The organism is Erythrobacter cryptus DSM 12079 (assembly GCF_000422985.1).
GTDB lineage: Bacteria > Pseudomonadota > Alphaproteobacteria > Sphingomonadales > Sphingomonadaceae > Erythrobacter > Erythrobacter cryptus.
Map to the genome: position 1 here is coordinate 41,464 of NZ_AUHC01000001.1, position 23,371 is coordinate 64,834.

A 23,371-nucleotide genomic window follows, 5' to 3' on the forward strand; every position below is an offset into this window, starting at 1 on the left:
AACATATAAGGAACATATCCCCATGTTCTTTAGGCTTCCCAAAGTCCCATGGCCCAGCAGACCCTTCGCCAGCGTCTCGAGATCCTTGCCGATGCCGCCAAGTATGATGCCTCCTGTGCTTCCTCGGGCACCGCGCGCAAGCATTCGCTCGGCGGGCTAAAGGGAAGGGGCGGCATCGGTTCGACCGAAGGCATGGGCATCTGCCATGCCTATGCCCCCGATGGCCGCTGCATCTCGCTGCTCAAGATCCTGCTGACCAATCACTGCATCTTCGATTGCCACTACTGCATCAACCGCAAGAGCGCCAACACCCCCCGGGCGCGCTTCACCCCGCCCGAAGTGGTCGCGCTCACGCTCGATTTCTACCGCCGCAATTATATCGAGGGGCTGTTCCTCTCCTCGGGCATCGTCAAGAGCGCCGATCACACCATGGAGCAATTGGTGGAGGTCGCGCGCAGCCTGCGCGAGGAGCATGATTTTCGCGGCTACATTCACCTCAAGACCATTCCCGAGGCCGATCCCGAGCTTATCCACCAGGCCGGGCTTTATGCCGATCGGCTCTCGATCAATGTCGAGCTGCCCACCCGCGCCGGTCTGGCCCGGCTCGCCCCTGACAAGAACGAGGCGCGCATCGAGCAGGCGATGGCGCATACCGGCACGCGCATCACCGAGGCGCGCGAGGCGCGCCGGCGCTTCCGCCACGCCCCGCGCTTTGCCCCGGCGGGCCAATCGACCCAGATGATCATCGGTGCCGACGGGGCCAGCGATGCCGCGATCATTGGCAAGGCGCGCCGGCTCTATGACAATTTCGGCCTCAGGCGCGTCTATTACAGCGCCTTCTCGCCGATCCCCGATGCTTCCGCGGTGCTGCCGCTCCAGCGCCCGCCGCTGCTGCGCGAGCACCGGCTCTATCAATCCGACTGGCTGATGCGCTTTTATGGCTTTGCCCCGGAGGAGGTGGCCGCCGCCGCCGGGGCCGATGGCAACCTGCCGCTCGATATTGATCCCAAGCTGGCCTGGGCCTTGCAGTTCCGCGCGCATTTTCCGGTCGATATCAACCGCGCCCCACGCGAGATGTTGCTCAGGGTGCCGGGGCTGGGCACCAGGGCGGTGGCGCGCATCCTCAGCGTCCGGCGCCACCGGCGGCTGCGGCTCGAGGATGTCGCGCGCCTCACCACCTCGCTTGCCAAGGTGCGCCCCTTCATCGCCACGAGCGACTGGCGCCCGACCATGCTCACCGACCGCGCTGATCTGCGCCAGCTGCTCACCCCGCGCGCGCAGCAGCTCGAGCTGTTCGGATGACGGCGATGGGCAAGGCCGGTTTCGGGGCGCATTACGCCGTTCACCTGCCCGCGCCGGATGATTTCGAATTCTGGCGCGCCCGCGCCCGCGCGCTGGTGCAGGCCGAAGTCCCGCCCGACCGGGTGAGCTGGGTGGAGCCAGGCGCAACCGGCGATCTCTTTGCCGGAGGTGCGGCGCGCGGCAGTGCGCGCCTGCCGCAGCCCTTGGCCGATGCGCCGCCGGTGCGCGCCAGCCAGCGCTTCCTTGCCATCGCCCGCAGCGCCGCGCTCAACCGCGATCCGGCCCGCTTCGCGCTGCTCTATCAGGTGCTCTGGCGGCTGCAGCGCCAGCCTCGGCTGATGGAGGACAGCGCCGATCCCGAGGTGCGCCGGCTCGAACAGCTCGCCAAGGCGGTGCGCCGCGATGCGCACAAGATGCACGCCTTCGTCCGCTTCCGCGAGGTCGAGGAGGCCGATGGCACCGCCCATTTCGTCGCCTGGTTCGAGCCTGATCACCACATCCTGCGCGCCGAGGCGGGCTTCTTCATGCGCCGCTTTGCCAATATGCGCTGGTCGATCCTCACCCCGCGCGGGAGCATTCACTGGGACGGCGAGACCATGCGCGAAGGCCCGCCCGCCCGGAGAGAGGATGCGCCCGGGGACGATCCGGTCGAAGCCTTGTGGCGCTCCTACTATGCCTCGATCTTCAACCCGGCGCGGCTGAAGGTCGGCGCGATGCTCTCGGAAATGCCCAGGAAATACTGGAAGAACCTGCCCGAGGCCGCGCTCATCCCCGGGCTCGTCGCCACGGCCCAGGCGCGCGCGGCGGCGATGGTGGCGGCAGGCACGCGCAGCGAGCGGCCACGGCCTTCATCGCTGGCCGAGCTGGCGCAGGGCATCGCCGCCTGCCGCGATTGCCCGATCGCGGCTTGCGGCACCCGGGCGGTGGCAGGCGAGGGGCCGCCCCGGGCCCGGCTGATGATCCTTGGCGAACAGCCGGGCGATCAGGAGGACATCGCCGGGCGCCCATTTGTCGGCCCGGCGGGGCAATTGCTCGACCAGTATCTCGAAGCCGCCGGGATCGCGCGGGGCGCGGCCTATGTCACCAATGCGGTCAAGCATTTCAAGTTCGTGGCGAGGGGCCGGCAGCGCCTGCACCAGTCGCCCACCGCCAAGGAGATCGACACCTGCCGCTGGTGGCTCGAGGCCGAGCGCGCCCTGGTGCGCCCGCGGATCGTGCTGGCGCTGGGGGCCAGCGCGGCGCGCGCGCTGCTGGGCAAGACGGTCAGCGTCACCCGCGCGCGCGGGCGGGCGATCGCGCTCGAGGATGGGGCCGAGCTGTGGGTGACGCTCCACCCTTCCTATCTGCTGCGGCTCGAGGGCGAGGCGCGCGCGCGCCAGGCGGCGCTGTTCGCGCAGGATCTGGCGCTGGTGCGGGCGCGGCTGGAGGCGGCCTAGGTGCCCGAGCCGCCGCTCACCCCCGATCGGCGCACCCTGGCGCGCGATCCCGAGGCCTGTGCCGCCCCGCCGCGCGCCCCCTTTGTCGAACTGGGGGTGATAAGCCCCTTCAGCTTCCTGCGCGGAGCCTCGGACGCGGTCGATCTGGTGCTGACCGCGCATGCCCAGGGCTATGACGCGATCGGGATTGCCGATGTCAATTCGATGGCCGGGGTGGTGCGGCTCCACACCGAGGCAAGGGCGATGAAGCTGCGCCCGGTGATCGGCTGCCGGATCGAGACGGTCGAGGGCCTCGCCTTCCTCGCCTATCCCGAGGATCGTGCTGCCTATGGCCGCCTCACCCGGCTGATCAGCGCCGGGCGGATGCACACCCCGGAAGGGCAATGGCAGGAAAAGGGCGTGTGCCAGATCACGCTTCCCATGCTCGCCGCCCATGCCGAAGGGGTGCAGCTGATCCTGCTGCCGCCCGCGGATCTCGATGCGCCTTGCGCGATCTCCGTGCCGAGTAATGTGGTGCCGCTGCACGGCGGGGCGGCGGTGCCGGAGAGCGCCCCAAACCGGCTGTGCGCAGGCCTTGAGGAGCTTCTCCCGCAGCTTGTCAGCCAGCTTCCCGGCCTCGAGCACATTGCCGCAAGCTACCTCTATCGCGGTGATGACATCGCCCGGATCGAACGGCTCGACCATCTCGCCCGCGCCCATGGCCTTGGCCTGCTGGCTACCAATGATGTCCACTACCACGCCCCCTGCCGCCGCCCGCTGCACGACGTGATGACCGCGATCCGCCACAAGACCACCCTGGCAGCAGCCGGGCACCTGCTCCACCCCAATGCCGAGCGCCATCTCAAGTCTCCGGCCGAGATGCAGCGCCTGTTTGCGCGCTGGCCCCATGCGCTTGCCGCTGCCCGACAGGTGGCCGATCGCTGCCGCTTCAGCCTCGAGGAATTGCGCTACGAATATCCCGAGGAGATCATCCCCGCAGGCCAGAGCCCGCAGCAATATCTGGAGGCCGAGGTCTGGGCCGGGGCAGCGCGGCGTTACCCTGAGGGGGTGCCCGAGAGCGTGCGCGAGACCTTGCTGCGCGAGCTGGCGCTGATCGCCAGGCTTGATCTGGCGCGCTATTTCCTCACCATCAAGGATATCGTCGATTTCGCCCGCAGCCAGGATCCGCCGATCCTGTGCCAGGGGCGGGGGAGCGCGGCCAATTCGGCGGTGTGCTATGTGCTGGGCATCACCGCGGTCGATCCGGCGAAGCACCAGCTCCTGTTTGATCGCTTCATCTCCGAGGAACGGAAAGAGCCGCCCGATATCGACGTCGATTTCGAGCACGAGCGGCGCGAGGAGGTGATCCAGTACATCTATCGCAAATATGGCCGCCACCGCGCCGGCCTCGCCGCGACGGTGATCCACTATCGGCCGCGCATGGCGATCCGCGAGGTGGGCAAGGCCATGGGCCTGTCCGAAGATGTCACCAGCGCGCTGGCGCGCACCGTGTGGGGTGGGTGGGGGCGCGAAATCGGCGAGAAGCACGTGGCCGAAGCCGGGCTTGATCTGAGCGATCCGCACCTCCGGCGGGTGCTCAAACTCACCCGGCAGCTGATCGGGATGCCGCGCCACCTTGGCCAGCATGTCGGCGGCTTCGTGCTCACTCAAGGCCCGCTCAGCGAGACCGTGCCGATCGGCAACGGCGCCATGCCCGAACGCTCCTTCATCGAATGGGACAAGGATGACATCGAGGCGCTGGGCATCCTCAAGGTCGATGTGCTGGCGCTGGGGATGCTGACCTGTATCAGGAAGTGCCTTGATCTGCTTGAAAGGCACCACGGACGGGCGCTGACGCTGGCCACAGTGCCGCGCGAGGATCCGGACACCTATGCCATGCTGCGCCGGGGCGATTCGCTCGGCGTGTTCCAGGTCGAAAGCCGGGCGCAGATGAACATGCTGCCGCGCCTGCGCCCGAGGGAGTTCTACGATCTTGTCATCCAGGTGGCGATCGTCAGGCCCGGGCCGATCCAGGGCGACATGGTGCATCCCTATCTCAAGCGCCGCCGCGGCGAGGAGCCGGTCACCATCCCCGCGCCCGCGCCCCAACACGGTCCGCCTGATGAGCTGACCAGCATCCTTGGCCGCACCCTGGGCGTGCCGATCTTCCAGGAACAGGCGATGAAGATCGCATTGGATGCGGCCAGGTTCACCAGCCGCGAGGCCAACCGCCTGCGCAAGGCCATGGCCACCTTCCGCAGCCGCGGCATGGTCGATGAATTGCAGGACATGATGGTCGAGCGCATGGTGGCACGCGGCTATGACCGCGACTTTGCCCAGCGCTGCTTCAACCAGATCAGGGGCTTTGGCGAATATGGCTTTCCCGAAAGCCACGCGGCGAGCTTTGCCCAGCTGGTCTATGTCTCGAGCTGGCTCAAGTGCCACTATCCGGCGGCCTTTGCCTGCGCGCTGCTCAATTCGCAGCCGATGGGCTTTTACGCCCCGGCCCAGATCGTGCGCGATGCGACCGAACATGGGGTGCGGGTGCTGCCGGTCGATGTCAACCATTCGGCCTGGGACTGCACCCTCGAGGGCGAAGGCGAGCCCTTCGCCCTGCGCCTCGGCCTGCGCCAGATCGATGGCCTGCCCGAACATGTCGCCGCCGCGCTGGTGAGCGCGCGGGCAGCAGGCGGGCCCTTTGGCGATCTTGCCGAACTGCAGCAGCGCGCGGGCCTGTCACCGGCACAGATCGAGCGGCTGGCGAGCGCCGATGCCTTCGGCTCGCTCGGCCTCAGCCGCCGCGCGGCGCTGTGGCAGGCAAGAAGCCTGATCGCCGCGCCCGATCTGCCGCTGTTCCGCGCCGCCGGGGTGCGTCCCGACGGGCCCGAGCGCGCCGCCATCCACCTGCCGGCCATGCCGCTGTCCGAGGAGGTGGTGGCCGATTACCAGACCACGCGCCTCAGCCTCAAGGCGCACCCCATGGCCTTCCTGCGCGCCGATCTTGCCGCGCGCGGCTTCGTGCGCGCCTGCGACCTCAAGCAGCGCAAATTCCGCAGCATGGTCAAGGTCGCAGGCGTGGTGCTGATCCGCCAGCGCCCCGGATCGGCCAAGGGCGTGACCTTCATCACGCTTGAGGATGAGACCGGGGTGATCAACCTCGTGGTCTGGCCCGATCTCAAGGAACGGCTGCGCAAGGTGGTGATGGGCGCGCGGCTGATGGAGGTGCGCGGGCGGGTGGAACATGATGATGCGGTGATCCACGTGATCGCCGCGCACCTTGTCGATGCCACTCATGCGCTCCACGCGCTTTCGGAGGATCTGCTCGAAACCCCGCTCGCCCGTGCCGATCACGTCAATACCCCGCTCACCGGGCCAAGGCCGCTGGCGCTGCACGATCTGGGGCGGCCTGGCCCAGGCACGGCGGACCATCCGCGCGATCAGCGCATCCTGCCGCGCTCACGCGATTTTCATTGAGCCGTGGCAGCGCGCCGCGAAAGGCGCGTTCAGCTTGCCTCGAGCGCGTAACCGGCCGAGCGCACGGTGCGGATCGGGTCCTTCGCGCCCTCGATCCCGATCGCCTTGCGCAAGCGGCGGATATGCACGTCCACGGTGCGCAGCTCGATATCCGAACCCGTGCCCCACACGCCGTCGAGCAGCTGGCCGCGGCTGAACACCCGGCCCGGGCTTTCCATGAAGAACTTGAGCAGGCGGTATTCGGTCGGCCCGAGCTGGAGCGCGCGGCCGCGGCGCTGCACCTTGTGCGCCACCGGATCGAGCCTCAGATCGCCCACCTCGATCACCTCGCCGGCGAGCGCCGGACGGATGCGCCGCATCACCGCCGCCACCCGGGCGAGCAGCTCGCGCGGGGAGAAGGGCTTGGTGAGATAGTCATCCGCGCCCGTCTCCAGCCCGCGCACCCGGTCATCCTCGGCCTCGCGCGCGGTCAGCATGATGATCGGGACGTGGGCGGTTTCCTTGTCGCGGCGCAGGCGGCGGCACACCTCGATGCCGCTGGTGCCCTCGATCATCCAGTCGAGGATGATGAGATCGGGGACCTCCTCGCTCGCCAGCACCAGCGCCTCATCGCCATCGCCGGTGCAGCGCACCGAATAGCCTTCGTTCTGGAAGCGGTATTCGAGCAGTTCGGACAGGGCCGGGTCATCCTCGACCAGCAGCAACTTGGCAGCGGACATGCGCTCTATGCCTCCTCGCGCGTCCCCCTGGAGCGCGCCTTTTCGGGCCTATGTTTCATTTACGCGACAATTTGATGAAACGCGATTGCGGAAGAAGCGGCCTTTAGCGATCGGTTTCGGGCGGATAGGTGCCGGTGGCGGCGAAATGCACCATCTCGGCAACATTGGTGGCATGATCGCCGATGCGCTCGATGTTGCGGGCCACGAACAAGAGCTGCGCTGCGCTCGAAATGGTCGAAGGATTTTCGACCATGTAGCTCACCAGATTGCGGAAGATCGAATTGTAGAAGCCATCGACCTTGGCATCGGTGGCGATCACCTCGCGGGCAAGATCAGGATCGCGCGCGGCATAGGCGGTGAGCACGTCGTGCACCATCTCGCCGGCCAGTTCGCCCATGGTGGGCAGCAGGGTGAGCGGCTCGAACCGCGCCCGGCCCTCGATCATGCCGGTGCGCTTGGCGATGTTCTTGGCATAATCGCCGATGCGCTCGAGCACCCCGCCGATCTTGAGCGCGGCGATCACCTCGCGCAGATCGTCGGCCATCGGCGCGCGCAGGGCGATGATCCGCACGGCGAGCTTGTCGACCTCGGTCTCGAGCGCATCGAGGCGCTTGTCGCGCGCCACCACCTGATCGGCGAGCGCCTCATCGCCGCGCACCAGCGCATCGAGCGATTCGGCGATCGCGACCTCGGCCAAGCCACCCATCTCGGCGATAAGCCCGCGCAGGCGGGTGATGTCCTCGTCGAAGGCCTTGACGGTATGCTCGGCCATCACCCGTACCTCCCGGTGATATAGTCCTTGGTGCGTTCCTCGATCGGATTGGTGAAGATTTCCGAGGTTGGCCCATATTCCACCATCTTGCCGAGGTGGAAGAAGGCGGTGCGCTGGCTGACGCGCGCGGCCTGCTGCATCGAATGGGTGACGATCACGATCGCATAGCGGCCCGAAAGCTCGTCGATCAGCTCCTCGATCTTGGCGGTGGCGATCGGATCGAGCGCCGAGGCCGGCTCGTCCATCAGGATCACCTCGGGATCGACCGCGATCGCCCGGGCGATGCACAGGCGCTGCTGCTGCCCGCCCGACAGCGCGGTGCCCGGATCGCCCAGCCGGTCCTTGACCTCGTCCCACAGCCCGGCGCGGGTGAGCGAGCGCTCGACGATCACGTCAAGATCGGCCTTCTTTTCGGCAATGCCGTGGATCTTTGGCCCATAGGCGATGTTCTCGTAGATCGACTTGGGGAAGGGGTTGGGCTTCTGGAACACCATGCCCACGCGCGCGCGCAGCTGCACCACGTCCATCGCGCCCGAATGGATGTCCACCCCTTCCAGCTCGATGCTGCCCGTCACCCGCGCCGCGCCGATGGTGTCGTTCATGCGGTTGAAGCAGCGCAGGAAGGTGGACTTGCCGCAGCCCGAAGGGCCGATGAAGGCGGTGACATAATCGGGCGAGATGTCGATCGAGACATGATCGATCGCCAGCTTGTCGCCATAATAGACACACACGTCGCGCGCCCGGATCTTGGCGTTCGCGTCGGTCATGTTGGGATGGATTACAGTCACCAGCGTTTCTCGAATCTGTTGCGCAGATAGATGGCAAGCCCGTTCATCGCGAGCAGGAAGGCGAGCAGCACGATGATAGCCGCGCTGGTGCGCTCGACAAAGCCGCGATCGATCTCGTCAGACCACAGAAAGATTTGCATCGGCAGCACCGTGGCGCGGGCGGTGAAGCCATCGGGCGGGGTGGCGATGAAGGCGCGCATACCGATCAGCAGCAGCGGCGCGGTCTCGCCCAGCGCGCGGGCCATGCCGATGATGGTGCCGGTGAGCATCCCCGGCAGCGCCAGCGGCAAGACGTGGTGGAACACCACCTGCACCGGGGAGGCGCCGATCGCCAGCGCCCCGTCGCGGATCGAGGGCGGCACCGCCTTGATCGCGTTGCGGCCCGAGATCACGATCACCGGCATGGTCATCAGCGCCAGGGTCATGCCCCCGACGAGCGGGGTCGAGCGCAGGCTCGGGAACAGCGCCAGGAACACTGCCAGGCCGAGCAGGCCGAAGATGATCGAGGGCACGGCGGCAAGGTTGTTGATCGAGACCTCGATGAGATCGGTCCAGCGGTTGCGGGGCGCATATTCCTCAAGATAGAGCGCCGCTAGCACCCCCACCGGGAAGGCCAGCACCAGCGTCACCAGCATGGTGAGCATGGTGCCCTTGAGCGCCCCCCAGATCCCCACCGCTTGCGGGGTCGTGGCATCCGAGCGGGCAAGGAAACCCCAGTCCCAGTTGCGCGCCAGCTTGCCCTCAGCGGCAAGGCGCTTGGCGAGCGCCTGCATTTCGGGCGAGCCTTCGCCCTCGAGCCCCGCGGCGAGCGCCGAGGAGACCGGCAGGTTCAGCGTTGCGCTGCGGGTGATGAGCGAGGGATCGTCAGCCAGCGCCGCGGCGACGTCGCGCCAGGCATCCGGCGTGATTTGCCGCGCGGCCTCGGCCCCGAGCTGCTGCTCGGCAAAAAAGGTGATGACATCGGGCAGGCCTTGCAGTTCGAGCGTCTGCATCGCGCTCGGCGCGCGCAGGGAGACCTCATCGCCGGTGATCCCGCTCGCGGGAAAATCGATGGTGACCGCCAGTTCGGTGCGCTGGAACCCGGCAATCCCGTTGATCAGCATGTTGCCGAGCAGGAAGATCAGCACCGCGACCGAAAAGCCCACCGCGCCAAGCCCGAGCAGGCGGAAATTGCGCTCGGCGCGGTAACGCCGGGCGAGGCGCTTCTGGAAGGCGGCGGTGCGGGTGGGGCCAGCGGGCGCCGATTGCTCGGCGGCGGCCGCGGCCGTGGGCAGGGCGGCGCTGCTCATTCGTAAGCCTCCCGGAAGCGCTTGACCACGCGCAGCGCGATGAAATTGAGCGCGAGCGTGACCATGAACAGGACAAAGCCGAGCGCAAAGGCGCTGAGCGTGGCGGGATGATCGGTGCTCTGCTCGCCGGTCAGGAGCTTGACGATCTGCACCGTCACCGTGGACATCGGCTCGAGCGGGTTGAGCGTGAGATTGGCCGCGGGCGAGGCCGCCATCACCACGATCATGGTCTCGCCGATGGCGCGGCTCACCGCCAGCATGATCCCGGCGATGATCCCGGGCAGCGCCGCCGGAAACAGCACGCGGCGGATGGTCTCGGACTTGGTGGCCCCCATGGCCAGGCTGCCATCGCGCATGGCGCTGGGCACCGCGGCCATCGAATCATCGGCCATCGAGGAGACGAAGGGGATGATCATCACCCCCATCACGATGCCCGCGGCGAGCGCGCTCTCGGTCGAGGCATTGGCGATCCCCACCGCCACCGCCGCGTCGCGGATGAGCGGAGCCAGCGTGAGCGCGGCGAAGTAGCCATAGACGACGGTGGGCACCCCGGCGAGGATCTCGAGCAGCGGCTTGACCCAGGCGCGCAGGCGAGGATCGGCATATTGGGTGAGATAGATCGCGCTCATCAGCCCGAGCGGAATGGCAACGATCATGGCGATGATCGCGCCGATGAAGATCGTCCCCCAGAACAGCGGCACCGCCCCATAGCGCGAGGGATCGACGCGATCGGGGCTGGCCATGGTGTCCGGCCCCCAGACCGTGCCGAACAGGAAATCGGCCGGCGAGACGATGCGGAAGAAGCGCACAGTCTCGAACACCAGGCTGACAAAAATGCCGAGCGTGGTGAGGATCGCCACCAGCGAAGCGACGAGCAGGATCATCATCACCGTGCGTTCCACCCGCGTGCGGGCGCTGAACTCGGGGCGCAGCCTCAGGAAGGCGAGCGCCCCCCCGGCAATCGCAATCAGCACGGTGATGATGATGCCGATGGTGTTGTAATGCGCGATCGCGGCGCGGAACGGGGCGACCAGCGGCTCGGCCTCGTCGTTGAACACCCCCGGCGCCAGCCCCAGCGCCACGGCGCGGGCTTCGCCGAGGAAGGCATCGCGCTCGAACCCGCTGGCGGGAAGCGCGCTCGCCGCGCTCGAGGCCAGCACCGATTGCAGCACCAGCTGCGGGGCGATCACCGCCCACAGGGCCACAAAGCCGAGCACCGGCAGGATCACCCACAGCGCCACATACCAGGCATGGTAGATCGGCCGCGACACCGGCCGGCGCGCCGGATCGGCGGACTGGAAGCTCCAGGCCTTGGCCCGACCGGCGAGCCAGCCCGCGAGCGCAAGGCCCATCGCAATCAGGATCAGCGTGATCGGCGACATCAAAGAGACCTGTTCATCCCGCAGGAGCGCGGCACGGCTGCATGGCAAGGCAAGGCCGATGCCTTTGCCCGATCGTGCCATGGCGCGCGCATGTTGAAGAAATAAGACACAGCTATGACAATTGCTCGGTTTGCGCCGGGTGCGCGGCATCAGGGCCTGTGTCCGAGCCCGTCTCGCCGGCGCCGGACGCATCGGCTTGCGCCTCCTCGGCTTTGGCCAGCGGGATGCGCACCACCACCCGGGTGCCCTTGCCCAATTCGCTGGTGATGTCGAGCCGCCCGCGGTGGCGATCAACAATGTGCTTGACGATCGCCAGCCCAAGCCCGGTGCCGCCCGAGGCGCGGCTGCGCCCCGGATCGGTGCGGTAGAAACGCCGGGTGAGGTGCGGGATCTGCTCGGGCGCGATGCCTTCGCCCTCGTCGATCACCGCGATCCGCGCCAGATCGCCCTGCGCCAGATCGAGCGCCACCGTCACAGGACGATCGGGCGCGCCATATTTGAGCGCATTGTCGACGAGATTGCGCACCACCTGTTCGAGCTGTTGCAGATCGCCCAGCACCACCGGTTCGGCCTCGATGGTGAAGATCAGGCGCTCGGCCCGGTCCGGCCCGGCGGCATCGCGCGCCGCCCGTTCGACCAGCGAGGCCAGATCGATCCGCTCGGTCGGCGGATCGTGCTTTTCCGCCTCGACCCGCGACAGGCTCATGAGATCGCTCACCAGCGCCTGGAGGCGCTTGGCCTCGCGCTCGATGATCCCGAGGAACTTGCGCGCGGTGGGCGTGTCGAGCTTGCCATCGCCTTCCTGCAGGGTCTCGACATAGCCGAGGATCGCGGCGAGCGGCGTGCGCAGCTCGTGGCTGGCATTGGCGACAAAATCGGTGTGGGCGCGGCTGATGTCGGCCTCGGCGGTCTGGTTGATGAACTCGAGCATCGCCAGCCGCTCGTCGATCGCCTGGCGGTTGATCTGCCAGACATCGCCGCGCCGCACCAGGCCGCGCACGATCGCCTCGCCCTCGCGGTTCTTGTTGAGCAGCGAGATCGCCTCGGGCTGGCGCAGCGCCACCCGTGCATCCTGGCCCACGACATGCGGCCCCAGCATTCGGCGCGCGGCGCGATTGGCAATGGCGATGGTGCCGCGCTCGGTGATCATCAGCGGAGTGGAGGAGTTCTCGATGAGATCGCGAATCGCATCGAGGGTGAAGCGCTTCTGCTCCTTGACCTTGGGCGGCTCGGGCGGGCGGCCCGCGGCGACGAGCAGCGAGCCGACCCACACCGTCAGCACTGCAAGGGCAATCACCGCATCGACCCCTGCCGCCAGCATCACGGCGAAGGTCACCGCGGCGAGCAGGATGCCCGCGATCGGGATGTTCTGGCCGCTCGGCATGGCGCGCCTGCCTTACAGGCAAGCGGCAGGCGTGGGAAGGGCGGCGCGAACCGCACACCCGCGCGAAACCGGGCACGAAAAAGGGCGGCGAGGACAAGCCTGCCGCCCTTGTTCTGTCTCAACCGGGGATGGTGACCCCTACGGGAATCGAACCCGTGTTTCAGCCGTGAAAGGGCCGCGTCCTGACCGCTAGACGAAGGGGCCGCCGCGGTTGCGAGAGCGCGCCTTTAGGGGGGCGTGCTGCCATGGTCAAGCCCTGCCTGCGGCGGCCATGGCAAAAATCATCAGCCCGCGGCCTCATCAATCGGCAAAGGCGGCATCTTCCAGTTGCAATTCCGCCGCTGGCCGCGCGCCCCAGTCATCGAGCCGCGCCCGCCCGGCCAGGTAGAAGCGGCGGCCCTGGTGGCGGTGGAGCAGGGTCTGGCCGAGTTCGCTTTCGGCCGCGCGAAAGGCGATTGCCTTGAGGCTGCGGCCATCCGGCCCGCTGGCAATGAGGCGCAGGTGATCCTTGCCCACCACATCGGCCTTGACGATCCTGACCGGGCCGATGGCAACGCGCGGGGCGGGCCAGCCGACCCCATAGGGCCCGGCGGCCTCGAGCGTTTCGACCAGCTCGGCTGTCAGCCCGCCGGGGGCAAGCGCAAGATCGAGCAGCATCGCCTGATCGGCGCGGGCGCGATCGACCTCGCGGGCGAGGCGCTCATCAAGAAAGCCGGCAAAATCGGCAAGGCGCGCGGTCTCGATCGTCAGCCCCGCGGCCATGGCATGCCCGCCGCCTGCCACCAGCAGGCCCGATTCGCGCGCGGCGATCACCCCGGCGCCGAGATCGACCCCGCTGATCGAGCGGCCCGAGCCCTTGCCCTGGCCCTCAGCCTCGTCGAGCGCGATCACGATCGCGGGCTTGCCGGTCTTTTCCTTGATGCGGCCGGCGACGATCCCGATCACCCCGGGATGCCAGCCATGCCCGGCCAGCACCTGGACTGCCATGTTGTGCTGCCCGGCAAGCTGCGCCTCGGCCGCCTCCTGCACCGCCGACTCGATCGCGCGGCGCTCCTCGTTGAGCTGCGAGAGCTGCGCGGCGATGGCGCGGGCTTCCTCGGGATCGGCGGTGGTGAGCAGCCGCACCCCCAGCGTGGCCTCGCCGATCCGCCCCCCGGCGTTGATGCGCGGGCCGAGGGCAAAGCCAAGGTCGCTGCAGCGCGGCGCGCGGGTGAGGCGGCTGGCATCCATCAGCGCCGCCATGCCGATCCGCGCGCGCCTGGCGAGCACCTTGAGGCCCTGGGCCACGAAGGCGCGGTTGAGGCCATGGAGCGCGGCGACATCGGCCACCGTGCCAAGCGCGACGAGATCGAGCAGGCCGATGAGATCGGGCTCGGGCCGCTGCGCGAACCAGCCCCTGGCGCGCAGGGTGCGCACCAGCGCCACCGCAAGGAGGAAGGCCACGCCCACCGCGGCAAGGTGGCCATGGGCCGCGGCGGCGTCGCTCTCGTCGAGCCGGTTGGGATTGACCAGCGCCAGCGCCGGGGGCAGCTCGGGCGGGCACTTGTGGTGATCGACCACGATCACCTCGACCCCGGCTTCGCGCGCCATCGCCAGCGCCTCGTGCGCCATGGCGCCGCAATCGACGGTGACGATCAGCCGCGTGCCGCGCTCGGCAAGGCGCACCAGCGCCTCGCCCGAAGGGCCATAGCCTTCGAGCAGGCGATCGGGGATGTAATGATCGGCCTCGTGCCCAAGCTGGCGCAGCAGATCGATCAGCAGCGCCGCGCTGGTGGCGCCATCGACATCATAATCGCCATAGATCGTCACCCTCTCGCCGGCCATGACGCAATCGGCGAGCCGCTCTGCCGCCGCGTCCATGTCGCGGAAGATCGAGGGATCAGGCAGGAAGGCGCGCAAGGTGGGCCGCATGTGGCGGGCCAGATCGGCGGGCGCGACGCCGCGGGTGAGCAGCAACTGCTCGGTGATCGAGCGCGCCAGACCGCGCGGATCGCCCTCGATTTCCATGTTGCCGCCGCGCCAGCGCCAGGCCTTGCCCGAAAGCGAGGCGGCAACGCCAAGCGCCGGGGCAGGCCCGCGCGGGGGCAGGGGGTGGGTGGCCATGGCGCTGCTTTAGCCCAAGCGCGCCGCGGCTGACAGCGCGCGGCGTTGACAATCGACAGGCAAAGCGGCCAGCGAGCGATGGATGGATGCTGCGCCCAGCCTGTTGATCCTCTGGCACAGCCGCACCGGCGCCGCCGCGGCGATGGCCCGCGCCGCGGCCGAAGGGGCGGGGCCAGCGGCGCGGCTGGTGCGGGCCGAGGCCGCCGATCCGCCGCTGCTGCTTGAAGGGCAAGGCTACATCTTCTGCTGCCCGGAAAACCTCGGCACCACCAGCGGGGTGATGAAGGAGATGTTCGACCGCTGCTACTATCCGCTGCTCGGGCGGATCGCGGGGCGCCCCTATGCCACGCTCATCGCCGCCGGATCGGACGGCACCGGGGCCGAGCGCCAGATCGACCGGATCGTCACCGGCTGGCGGCTGCGGCGCGTGGCCCCGGGGCTGATCGCCAATCTTGCCGCGCAAACCCCCGAGGAGATCGCCGCGCCCAAGCAGGTACCCCAAAGGGTGCTGGCCGAATGCCGCGATCTCGGCGCGGCGCTGGCCGAAGGGCTGCGGCTTGGCATCTTCTAGAGATTGCCCCGAAAAGGGACAATCCACCCCTTTGGGGACTCGACGCTCACCGGCAAAAGCGCCAATGTTTGCACGAGGTTCGGTGCCTGCGGGCAATAGCAGAGGGTCTTTGCCAATTTCACCGTCGCGGCGCGCTGAAGATGCCGATCTGCACCTGCTGTTTGTCGCGGGCAAACGGCCGGATTTGCCTGCCCTCCGGCGCTTTGCCGCTACGCTGCCGGGTCTCAGCATCAGCCACGCGCCAGCGAGCGATCGGGGGGTCGCCGAGGAACCCGCCTGGCCCGGGCAGCCGCTGTGGATCGAACTCTTGAGCGATGGGCTCACCTTTGATCTTGCCGGGCTTGCCCCGGGCCCCTCTTGCCCCTTCCCGGTGATCGAGCACCGCTTCGACCTTTCCAGCCTGCCCGGCCCGGCCAGCCACGAGGCCTTGACCTTGCGCCCCGGGCCGCATCTCGCCCCGGGGGGCGCGAGCATGCCGGTGATGCGCGCGCTGCTTGCGCTTGGCTGCCATCTGGTGCGCCAGTTCGAGGCTCTCGAGGCGCTCGCCTGGGGCCCGGCGCGCAGCGCCATCGGGCGGCGCTTCTTCGAATCGGTCACCGCCGCCTGGCTCGATGGCGGGCCGTTCCCGGCGCTGGGGCTTACCTCCTTCGTCGCCAGTATCGATGGCGCGCTCGAGACCATCGGGCTCGATTTCTGGATCGGGCAGGAGCTGCGGATCGAGCCGCCGCTCGCGGCCGATCAGGTCGCGGCAACCCGGCTCGGCATCAGGCTGGTCAATCACCTGGTGCTGAGCGGCGGCCTCGCCGAGGAAGAGCGCATCACCGCGCCTGACGGCACCCGTCTGCTGCTGCGCCCGGCGCGCCAGCGGGGCCGCATCAGCGTGTGGCGCGAATAGATGCGCAAGAAGGGGCGTTCATGCCGCCCGGCGATCGCCTTCCGGGCCGTCAACTGCCCGGGCGCGGCGGGCTATGATCCCGGGCTGCAACGCCATCATCTCCTGCCCCGGCAATTGCTCTCGCAGCGCTGCTTTGCCGGCCTCTTCGCCGCGATCGGGTGCGAGCGGGTGGGGTTTGACGATTTCCGCGCCAACGGTCTCTTGCTGCCCGCCACCGAGGCGGCGAGCCTGCGCACCGGCATGCCGCTCCACCGCGGCCCGCACCGGCGCTACAACGAGGTGGTGATCGCCCGGGTCGGGCGGATCGAGGCGCGCTGGCAGCAGGCCCGCCTCCGCGACGAGGCCGCTGCGCTCATCGAGGCGCTGGAGCGGCTGCGCCTGCTTCAGGCCGCGCTCAGGCGCCAGCTGCTCGACCAGCAGCGGCGCCTGGTGCTCAGCCGCAAGGACCCGCTTGGCGCCGGCTTCGACTTTGCCGAGCTTGACGCCATGGCCGAGGCGCTGTGGGCCGCCGAATAGGCGCGGGGAAGGGCGCCTATTCCGCCGCCTCGGCCAGCGCCGCCCAGGGGGTGAAGTCGGACTTGGCCAGCAGCGCGGCCTTGGCGGCGTGATATTCGCGCTCAAGCCGGGCGACCAGATCTTCGACCGTGCCGACCTGCTTGATCGTGCCGATCCCCTGGCCTGATCCCCAGATGTCCTTCCACGCCTTGGCCTTGGTGTTGCCGCCGCTGCCGAAGTTCATCTTGCTCGGATCGCTCTCGGGCAGGTTGTCGGGATCGAGCCCGGCGGCCACGATCGAGGAGCGCAGGTAATTGCCATGCACCCCGGTGAAGAGGTTGGTGTAAACGATGCCCTCGGCCGTCCCTTCCACGATCGCCTGCTTGTAGGCCTCGGCGGCATTGGCCTCGCGGGTGGCGATGAAGGCGCTTCCGGCATAGGCAAAATCGGCGCGCAGCGCCTGGGCGGCAAGGATCGAGGCGCCGTGGGCGATCGCGCCCGAGAGCGCCACCGGCCCATCGAACCATTCGCGGATTTCCTGCATAAGCGCGAAGGGCGAGAGCGCGCCGGCATGGCCACCCGCCCCGGCGGCCACCGGGATGAGGCCATCGGCGCCCTTGGCGATCGCCTTTTCGGCAAAGCGGTTGTTGATCACATCATGCATGGTGATCCCGCCCCAGTTCCTGACCGCCTGATAGACCTCCTCGCGCGCGCCGAGCGAGGTGATGATCATCGGCACCTGCCACTTCTCGCAGGTCGCCATGTCGGCCTCGACCCGGTCATTGGTCTTGTGGATGATCTGGTTGACGGCAAAGGGCGCCGCCGGGCGATCGGGGTGCATGCGGTTGTGCTTGGCCAGCTCCTCGGTGATCTGATGGAGCCATTCATCGAGCAGCGATTGCGGCCGGGCATTGAGGGCCGGGAAGCTGCCGATGATCCCGGCCTTGCACTGGGCAATCACCAGTTCCGGCCCCGAGACGATGAACAGCGGCGAGCCGATCAGCGGCAGGCGCAGGCGATCAAACGGAGCGGGAAGCGGCATCGGTTTCTCCTCAAAACGTGTTTCGGCTTCAACCCGCCTCTAAAGCGCCGGTTCCGCCCCTGCCAAGCGCGTTTTTGATGGGAAGCCAAGGCTCAGGCGAGCAGCTCCTCGAGGCCATAGAAGCGCGCCGCGGTGCCGGCATAGAGCGCGGCCTTCTCCTCGGCGCTCATCGCGCGGGTGAGGCGCTTGAAGGCATTCCACAGCACCGCGTAATCGGCCCCCCAATAGTCAACCGGATAGTTGCTCTCGAACATCGCCCGGTCTGGCCCGAAGGCCTCGATGCAGGTCTCGATATAGGGGCGCCAGAGCGCGGCGAGATGTTCCGAGCCGTGGCCCGCGGCAGGGCCATCCTCGGGCAGGCCGCAAAAGGCCATGGCCAGCCCGCCGAGCTTGACCACCACGTTCTCGCAGCGCGCAAGCTCGTGGATGTTGCGGCGCCAGATGTCGAAACGCTCGTGCAGCCTGCCCTTGTAGCTGGCAACGCCCAGCGGCGTGCCGCAATGGTCAAGGCAGATCGGCTGATCGGGAAAGGCGCGCGCAAGGTCGATCACATCGGGCAATTGCGGCTCGAGCACCCAGGCATCGAAGGTGAGGCCGCGCCGCGCCAGCTCGGCAAAGCCGGCGCGGAAGGCGCTATCGCGGTAAAGGCCTTCGGGCGCGTGGAAGGGCGGGCCGAGCACTTCGGGATCGGCATCCCAGGCGCCCTGGTGGCGAATCCCGCGGAACCGGCGCGGGGCGGCCTCCTGCAGCGCATCGAGCACCGCGCCCGCGCCGCTGCCGAGCAGGAGATTGGCATGGCCGATAATCCCGGCGCAGTAAGCTTGCGGGCCATAGAGCCCGCTCGCGCTCTGGGCGGCGACGCCGTTCACATATTCGACCTCGCCCACGGGCTTCAATGCCTCGCCATAGGCGCCGTTGTAGAAGGCGCCGCATTCCATGAACACCGTGCCGAGGATCTTATGGCCGCTCTCCGAAAGGTGCGCGTGGAGCTGGTCGAAGGTGTAATAGGCATTGTCCACCAGCGCGGCGATGAAGGGGTGCCGCGGCTCGGGGAACATCGGCATCAGCGGGCGCAGATCCCACAGGTGATGGTGCGGATCGATGATCGGCAGATCGGGTTCGAGGATTTCTTCGGTCATGGGCTCTCCCTTGCGCGCTCTTGCGGTGCGTGTCTGGCCCAAGACCTAACCCGTGCGAGGGCCCGCGTCATTCCACAATCAGACAACCGCCCGGCGATAGAGGTGCCAGGTGGCGTGTCCCAGCACCGGCAGGGCGATGATGAGTCCGAGAAAGGCCGGGATCAGCGCGGCGAGCAGCACCGCGGCGATCAGCCCCGCCCAGGCGAGCATCACCACGGGGTGGGTGCGCACCACCTTGAGGCTGGTGATGATCGCGGTGAGGAAATCGACCTTGCGGTCAACCAGCAGCGGCAGGCTCACCACCGTCATGGCATAGAAGGCGAGCGCCAGCACCCCGCCGACCGCGCTGCCCACCGCCAGCATAGCTAGACCAGATGGTGCCAGCAGCACCGCCAGCGCCTCGGTCGGACTGGCACCCATGCCGCTGGTGCCCATGAAGATCGCGAAGATCGCATGGGCGATGATCATCCAGAAGGCAAAGGCGACAAACACGATCACCCCCATCGAGAGGATCTGGTCATCCCCGTGGCCCTTGAGCGCCCCTAGCACCGCGCGCCAGACCAGCGGCTCGCCGCGCTCGCGCCGGCGGCTGGCTTCATAAAGGCCGACCGCGACGAAGGGCGCCACCAGCGGGAAGCCCGCGATCGCCGGGATCAGCCAGCTTGGTTCGCCGCCAGCAAGACTGGCCCAGCCGATAAGTAGCCCTGCGAGCACATAGACCCCGCCGAAGAAGAGGCCGAAGCGCGGCATCGCCGCAAAATCTTGCGCGCCCGCCTTGAGCGCCGCGCCAAGATCGCCAAGGGCGAGCCTGCCTGCCACCTGCGGCACAGGGGCAAGCCCCGCGCCTTGCGCCAGCCCTGCCGCGTCATCCGTGCCTGACACTGCCATGCGCGCCTCCCCGCCTGCCGTGTGTGGGGCAAATCTGCGCGCAAATGGGCGCTGGTGCAAGCGGGCGCGACCGCCTCAGGCTTCGGCGAGGGCCACCGCACTGTTGGCCGCGCTCAGCACCGCGCGCACGCTGGCGGTGGCGACATCCTCGTCGATCCCGCAGCCCCAGATCGTGCGTCCGGCCGCATCGCGGCATTCGAGATAGGCAGCGGCGCGCGCATCGGTGCCGGCGCCCAGGGCATGTTCGGTATAGTCCACCACTTCGAGCGTGACGCCGAAGGCCTCGCGCAGCGTGGTGATCACGCTCGAGATCAGCCCGTTGCCGCGGCCCGAGACCGATTGCTCGCGGCCATCGACCGCGATCGTGCCGGCAAAGATGCGGGTGCCGTCAGCCGCGCGGCTTTCCTCGTAGCGCACCAGCTGGAAGTGCTTGGGATGGGTCTTGACGTGATAGGCGCGGCGGAAGGCATCCCAGATGTCGGCCGCGGCCAGCTCGCGCCCCAACTCGTCGGCCAGCCGCTGGACATGGCGGGAGAAATCGGCCTGCATCTTCTTGGGCAGCTTGAGGCCCTGGTCCTTCTCCAGCACCCAGGCAAAGCCGCCCTTGCCCGATTGCGAATTGACCCGGATCACCGCCTCGTAGGTGCGCCCGAGATCGGCCGGATCGATCGGCAGATAGGGCACGCGCCAGGTGCCATCGTTCTGCCGCTCGCGCGCCTCGAAGCCTTTCTTGATCGCATCCTGATGGCTGCCGGAAAAGGCGGTATAGACCAGCTCGCCGCCATAGGGGTGGCGCTGATGGACGGGGATGGCGTTGCAATATTCCACCGTCTCGATCACCCGGTCGATATCCGAGAAATCGAGCCCCGGGGCGATCCCTTGGGTGTAGAGGTTGAGCGCCATGGTGACGAGGCAGCAATTGCCGGTGCGCTCGCCATTGCCGAACAGGCAGCCCTCGACCCGGTCTGCGCCGGCCATCAGGCCGAGTTCCGCCGCCGCCACGCCGGTGCCGCGGTCATTATGGGTGTGCAAGCTGATCACCGCGCTTTGCCGATTGGGCAGGTGGCGGCAGAAATATTCGATCTGGTCGGCATAGATGTTGGGGGTTGCCGCCTCGACCGTGGCCGGCAGGTTGAGGATGATCGGGCGCTCGGGCGTGGGCGCGAGCACCTCCATCACCGCGGCGCAGACCTCGATGGAAAAATCGAGTTCGGCGGTGGAGAAGGTCTCGGGCGAGTACTGGAAGTGCCACTGCGTGCCCGGATAGCGCGCCGCCTCGTCGCGCATCACCTTGGCGCCCGCAACGGCAATGGCCTTGACCTCGTCCTTGCTCATCCGGAACACGATCTCGCGCCAGGCCGGGCTGACCGCGTTGTAGAGGTGGACGATCGCCGCACGCGCCCCTTCGAGGCTGGCAAAGCTGGTGCGGATCAGATCCTCGCGGCTTTGCGTGAGCACCTGGACGATCACGTCATCGGGAATCGCGCCCGAGCGCACCAGGCCGGAAATGAAATCGAACTCGGTTGCCCCGGCGCTGGGAAAGCCGATCTCGATCTCCTTGAAGCCGATCTCGACCAAGAGATCGAGGAAGCGGCGCTTCTTCACCGCGTCCATGGGATCGATGATCGACTGGTTGCCATCGCGCAGATCGGTGGAAAGCCAGCGCGGGGCCTTGGTGATCACCCGGCTGGGCCATTGGCGATCGGGAAGGTCGATCTGGCCGAAGGGGCGATATTTGGCGGAAGGATCGGTGAGCATCGGCATGGGAGAAAAGCTCGTCGCGTTATCGAGGCGGGAAAGGCTGCGGCGGTGACCCTTGGGCGGGGCGCCGCGCCATTTCACGCACGCGGCGGCCTACGCCCAAGGGCGCATAAGTCGAAGCAGCGCAAGGCCGGTGCGGTTCATGGGCAGGCTCTTTGCCGAGTCTTGCCGGCGCGCGCAAGGGCGGAATCGCTCGGGGGCGCGGGAAGGGGGCGGCTAGCCGCAGCGCGCGTCGCGGATGATGTTCTGCGCATCGAGCATGATCGAGAGGCGCGGATTGGTGGGATCGGGGTTGACGAAGCCCGGCGTGCCATAGGCCACGAAGCGTAGGTTGTCGCTGCGCCCCAGTACCTTGACGATCTCGGCCCGGGTGGCCGCGTCCGCCGGCTTGCCGATGAAGGGACCCATCAGCGGCGCCCCGCAGGTGCGCGCGGCAGGATCAGTAAGGGTGCCGCGGGCAAAAGGCCCGGGCGCGGCGCCGGGCAGGGGCTTGGCGACAACCGGCGTGGCGGTGGCGAGCGGGGTGGGGACCGCGCTTGCCCCGGTGGCGGGGGTGGCACCAGCCTGGCCGATGCGCGCGGCAAAGCTCTCGGCATCATTGCCCGGCTGTTCGGGCGCGCTCCCACAGGCTGCCAGCGCCAGCACCGCAGCGGTGAGCGACAGAAGGCGCAAGGACGGGGCAAGGCTGGTCATGGCGGAAGGCTCCCTCGCAGAATCGCGCCGCCTCCAAGCGCCCCTTGCGTTACCGGTTTATGACAGGCCCGCCCCCGCCCGGGGCGCGCGCGGCTCAGCGGCGCCGCAGCCGATCGGGGGTGAGCTCGGCGATGTGCTTCACCCCCATCAGCCGCATCCCCCGCTCGATCTCGTCCTTGAGGATGGCCAGCGCGCGCGCGACCCCGGCCTCTCCCGCGGCGGCGAGGGCGTAGAGATAGAGCCGCCCGCCAGAGGCCGCGCTGGCGCCACTGCACAGCGCCTTCAAGACATGGGTGCCGCGGCGGATGCCGCCATCGCAGATGATCTCGATCTTGCCGCCCACCGCATCAACGATCTCCGGAAGCTGGTCAAACGGCGCGCGGCTGCCGTCGAGCTGGCGCCCGCCGTGGTTCGAGATCATGATCGCATCGGCCCCGATCTCGACCGCGCGGCGCGCATCGCCCGCGCTCATCACCCCCTTGAGCACGAAGGTTCCGCCCCAGTTCTCGCGGATGCGCGCGGCGGTCTCCCAGTCCATCGAGACATCGAGCATGGTGTTGAAATATTCGGCAATGCTCACCGCCTTGCGGGTGCCTTCGGCGACGTGGGTTTCGAGATTGGGCAGGCGGAATCTCTCGCGCAGGAGATAGTCGAGCGTCCAGCGCGGGCGGGTGGCATAGCTCCACAGCGCCCGCGTGGTGAAGCGCGGCGGGGTGGTGAAGCCCGAGCGCAGGCAGCGCTCGCGCTTGCCCGAAACGATGGTGTCCACCGTCAGCGCCAGGGCATCGAAGCCCGCTGCCTTGCAACGCGCGATCATGTGATCATTGAGGCCCTTGTCCTTGTGGACATAGAGCTGGAACAGCTTGGGGCCACTGGTGAGCGCGGCGATTTCCTCGATCGAGCGGGTGGCGAGGCTGGAGATGCCGAACCACAGGCCAAACTTCGCCGCGGCGCGGGCCACCGCGGTTTCGCCCTGCCAGTGGAAGGCGCGCTGCACCGCAGTGGGCGAGAGCATCAGCGGCAGCGGCGAGCGGCGCCCGAGAATGGTGCAGGAGGTGTCGATGTGTTCCACCCCGGCAAGCACGTCGGGCACCAGATCGACCTCGGCAAAGGCGGCGGTGTTGCGCGCCCTGGTGATCTCGTCATCGGCCGCCCCGTCGATATAGTCGAACACGGGAAAGGGCAGGCGGGCGCGGGCGAGGGCGCGGAAATCCTCGATATTGTGGCAATCGGCTAGGCGCATGGCAGCGCCTCGCCTG

Annotated in this window: 19 protein-coding genes and 1 tRNA gene; 6 read left to right on the plus strand and 14 right to left on the minus strand. The window is 68.2% G+C overall.

Translation table 11 applies throughout. The features are described 5' to 3' along the window. Positions 1-48 precede the first annotated feature (48 nt). The 3 genes from G524_RS0100205 to G524_RS0100215 are packed head-to-tail and all read left to right on the plus strand — an operon-like array spanning position 49 to position 6,191. On the plus strand, positions 49-1,302 hold the full coding sequence (locus tag G524_RS0100205) for a putative DNA modification/repair radical SAM protein (protein WP_027441891.1): 1,254 nt from the start codon (positions 49-51) through the stop codon (positions 1,300-1,302). Beyond that, the gene (locus tag G524_RS0100210; protein WP_027441892.1) at positions 1,299-2,738 is read left to right on the plus strand and encodes a UdgX family uracil-DNA binding protein; all 1,440 of its coding nucleotides are present in this window, start codon (positions 1,299-1,301) and stop codon (positions 2,736-2,738) included. The genes G524_RS0100205 and G524_RS0100210 overlap by 4 nt, the downstream gene beginning before the upstream one ends. Beyond that, positions 2,739-6,191, plus strand: a complete 3,453-nt coding sequence (locus G524_RS0100215) for an error-prone DNA polymerase (protein WP_027441893.1) — start codon at positions 2,739-2,741, stop codon at positions 6,189-6,191. Between the two features lie 29 nt (positions 6,192-6,220). Here the strand turns inward: G524_RS0100215 and phoB are convergent, their stop codons facing one another. From phoB to recJ, 8 genes are all read right to left on the minus strand, one after another. Beyond that, positions 6,221-6,910, minus strand: a complete 690-nt coding sequence (phoB, locus tag G524_RS0100220; RefSeq protein ID WP_027441894.1) for a phosphate regulon transcriptional regulator PhoB — start codon at positions 6,908-6,910, stop codon at positions 6,221-6,223. 103 nt (positions 6,911-7,013) lie between these two features. Further along, positions 7,014-7,682, minus strand: coding sequence for a phosphate signaling complex protein PhoU (gene phoU / locus G524_RS0100225; protein WP_027441895.1), 669 nt, complete (start codon positions 7,680-7,682; stop codon positions 7,014-7,016). After that, entirely contained in the window at positions 7,682-8,449 is a 768-nt protein-coding gene (gene pstB / locus G524_RS0100230; RefSeq protein ID WP_036857009.1) for a phosphate ABC transporter ATP-binding protein PstB, read from the minus strand. The genes phoU and pstB overlap by 1 nt, the downstream gene beginning before the upstream one ends. 17 nt (positions 8,450-8,466) lie before the next feature. Continuing rightward, entirely contained in the window at positions 8,467-9,759 is a 1,293-nt protein-coding gene (gene pstA / locus G524_RS0100235; RefSeq protein ID WP_027441897.1) for a phosphate ABC transporter permease PstA, read from the minus strand. Beyond that, the gene (gene pstC / locus G524_RS0100240; protein WP_027441898.1) at positions 9,756-11,141 is read right to left on the minus strand and encodes a phosphate ABC transporter permease subunit PstC; all 1,386 of its coding nucleotides are present in this window, start codon (positions 11,139-11,141) and stop codon (positions 9,756-9,758) included. Before pstC ends, pstA begins: the two co-directional genes overlap by 4 nt. Positions 11,142-11,253: 112 nt before the next feature. Next, entirely contained in the window at positions 11,254-12,525 is a 1,272-nt protein-coding gene (locus G524_RS0100245; protein ID WP_027441899.1) for a sensor histidine kinase, read from the minus strand. 129 nt (positions 12,526-12,654) lie between these two features. Next, a tRNA-Glu gene (locus G524_RS0100250) sits at positions 12,655-12,729 on the minus strand. A gap of 96 nt (positions 12,730-12,825) precedes the next feature. Then, positions 12,826-14,628: a single-stranded-DNA-specific exonuclease RecJ gene (recJ, locus tag G524_RS0100255; RefSeq protein ID WP_036857011.1), complete on the minus strand. Its 1,803-nt coding sequence runs from the start codon at positions 14,626-14,628 to the stop codon at positions 12,826-12,828. Positions 14,629-14,710: 82 nt separating this feature from the next. Here recJ and G524_RS0100260 point away from each other — a divergent pair, with 82 nt between their 5' ends. The 3 genes from G524_RS0100260 to G524_RS0100270 all read left to right on the plus strand — a co-directional run bounded on the left by G524_RS0100260 (position 14,711) and on the right by G524_RS0100270 (position 16,610). Then, positions 14,711-15,199, plus strand: a complete 489-nt coding sequence (locus G524_RS0100260; protein ID WP_027441901.1) for a flavodoxin family protein — start codon at positions 14,711-14,713, stop codon at positions 15,197-15,199. Between the two features lie 184 nt (positions 15,200-15,383). Further along, positions 15,384-16,094, plus strand: coding sequence for a hypothetical protein (locus G524_RS16160; RefSeq protein WP_156893968.1), 711 nt, complete (start codon positions 15,384-15,386; stop codon positions 16,092-16,094). Next, positions 16,095-16,610, plus strand: coding sequence for an AHH domain-containing protein (locus G524_RS0100270; protein WP_027441903.1), 516 nt, complete (start codon positions 16,095-16,097; stop codon positions 16,608-16,610). Between the two features lie 16 nt (positions 16,611-16,626). Here G524_RS0100270 and G524_RS0100275 read toward each other — a convergent pair whose 3' ends face one another. The 6 genes from G524_RS0100275 to G524_RS0100300 all read right to left on the minus strand — a co-directional run bounded on the left by G524_RS0100275 (position 16,627) and on the right by G524_RS0100300 (position 23,355). Next, positions 16,627-17,631, minus strand: a complete 1,005-nt coding sequence (locus G524_RS0100275; RefSeq protein ID WP_027441904.1) for an NAD(P)H-dependent flavin oxidoreductase — start codon at positions 17,629-17,631, stop codon at positions 16,627-16,629. A gap of 92 nt (positions 17,632-17,723) precedes the next feature. Continuing rightward, entirely contained in the window at positions 17,724-18,770 is a 1,047-nt protein-coding gene (locus tag G524_RS0100280; RefSeq protein ID WP_027441905.1) for an amidohydrolase family protein, read from the minus strand. A 78-nt stretch (positions 18,771-18,848) separates the two neighbouring features. Next, entirely contained in the window at positions 18,849-19,658 is an 810-nt protein-coding gene (locus G524_RS0100285) for a DUF2189 domain-containing protein (protein ID WP_084624991.1), read from the minus strand. Between the two features lie 75 nt (positions 19,659-19,733). After that, positions 19,734-21,422, minus strand: coding sequence for a 2-isopropylmalate synthase (leuA, locus tag G524_RS0100290; RefSeq protein ID WP_027441907.1), 1,689 nt, complete (start codon positions 21,420-21,422; stop codon positions 19,734-19,736). 213 nt (positions 21,423-21,635) lie between these two features. Continuing rightward, a complete protein-coding gene (locus tag G524_RS0100295) occupies positions 21,636-22,112 on the minus strand; it encodes a hypothetical protein (RefSeq protein ID WP_027441908.1) in 477 nt (158 codons plus the stop codon). A gap of 94 nt (positions 22,113-22,206) precedes the next feature. Next, the gene (locus G524_RS0100300) at positions 22,207-23,355 is read right to left on the minus strand and encodes an alpha-hydroxy acid oxidase (protein ID WP_027441909.1); all 1,149 of its coding nucleotides are present in this window, start codon (positions 23,353-23,355) and stop codon (positions 22,207-22,209) included. Between the last annotated feature and the right edge of the window lie 16 nt (positions 23,356-23,371).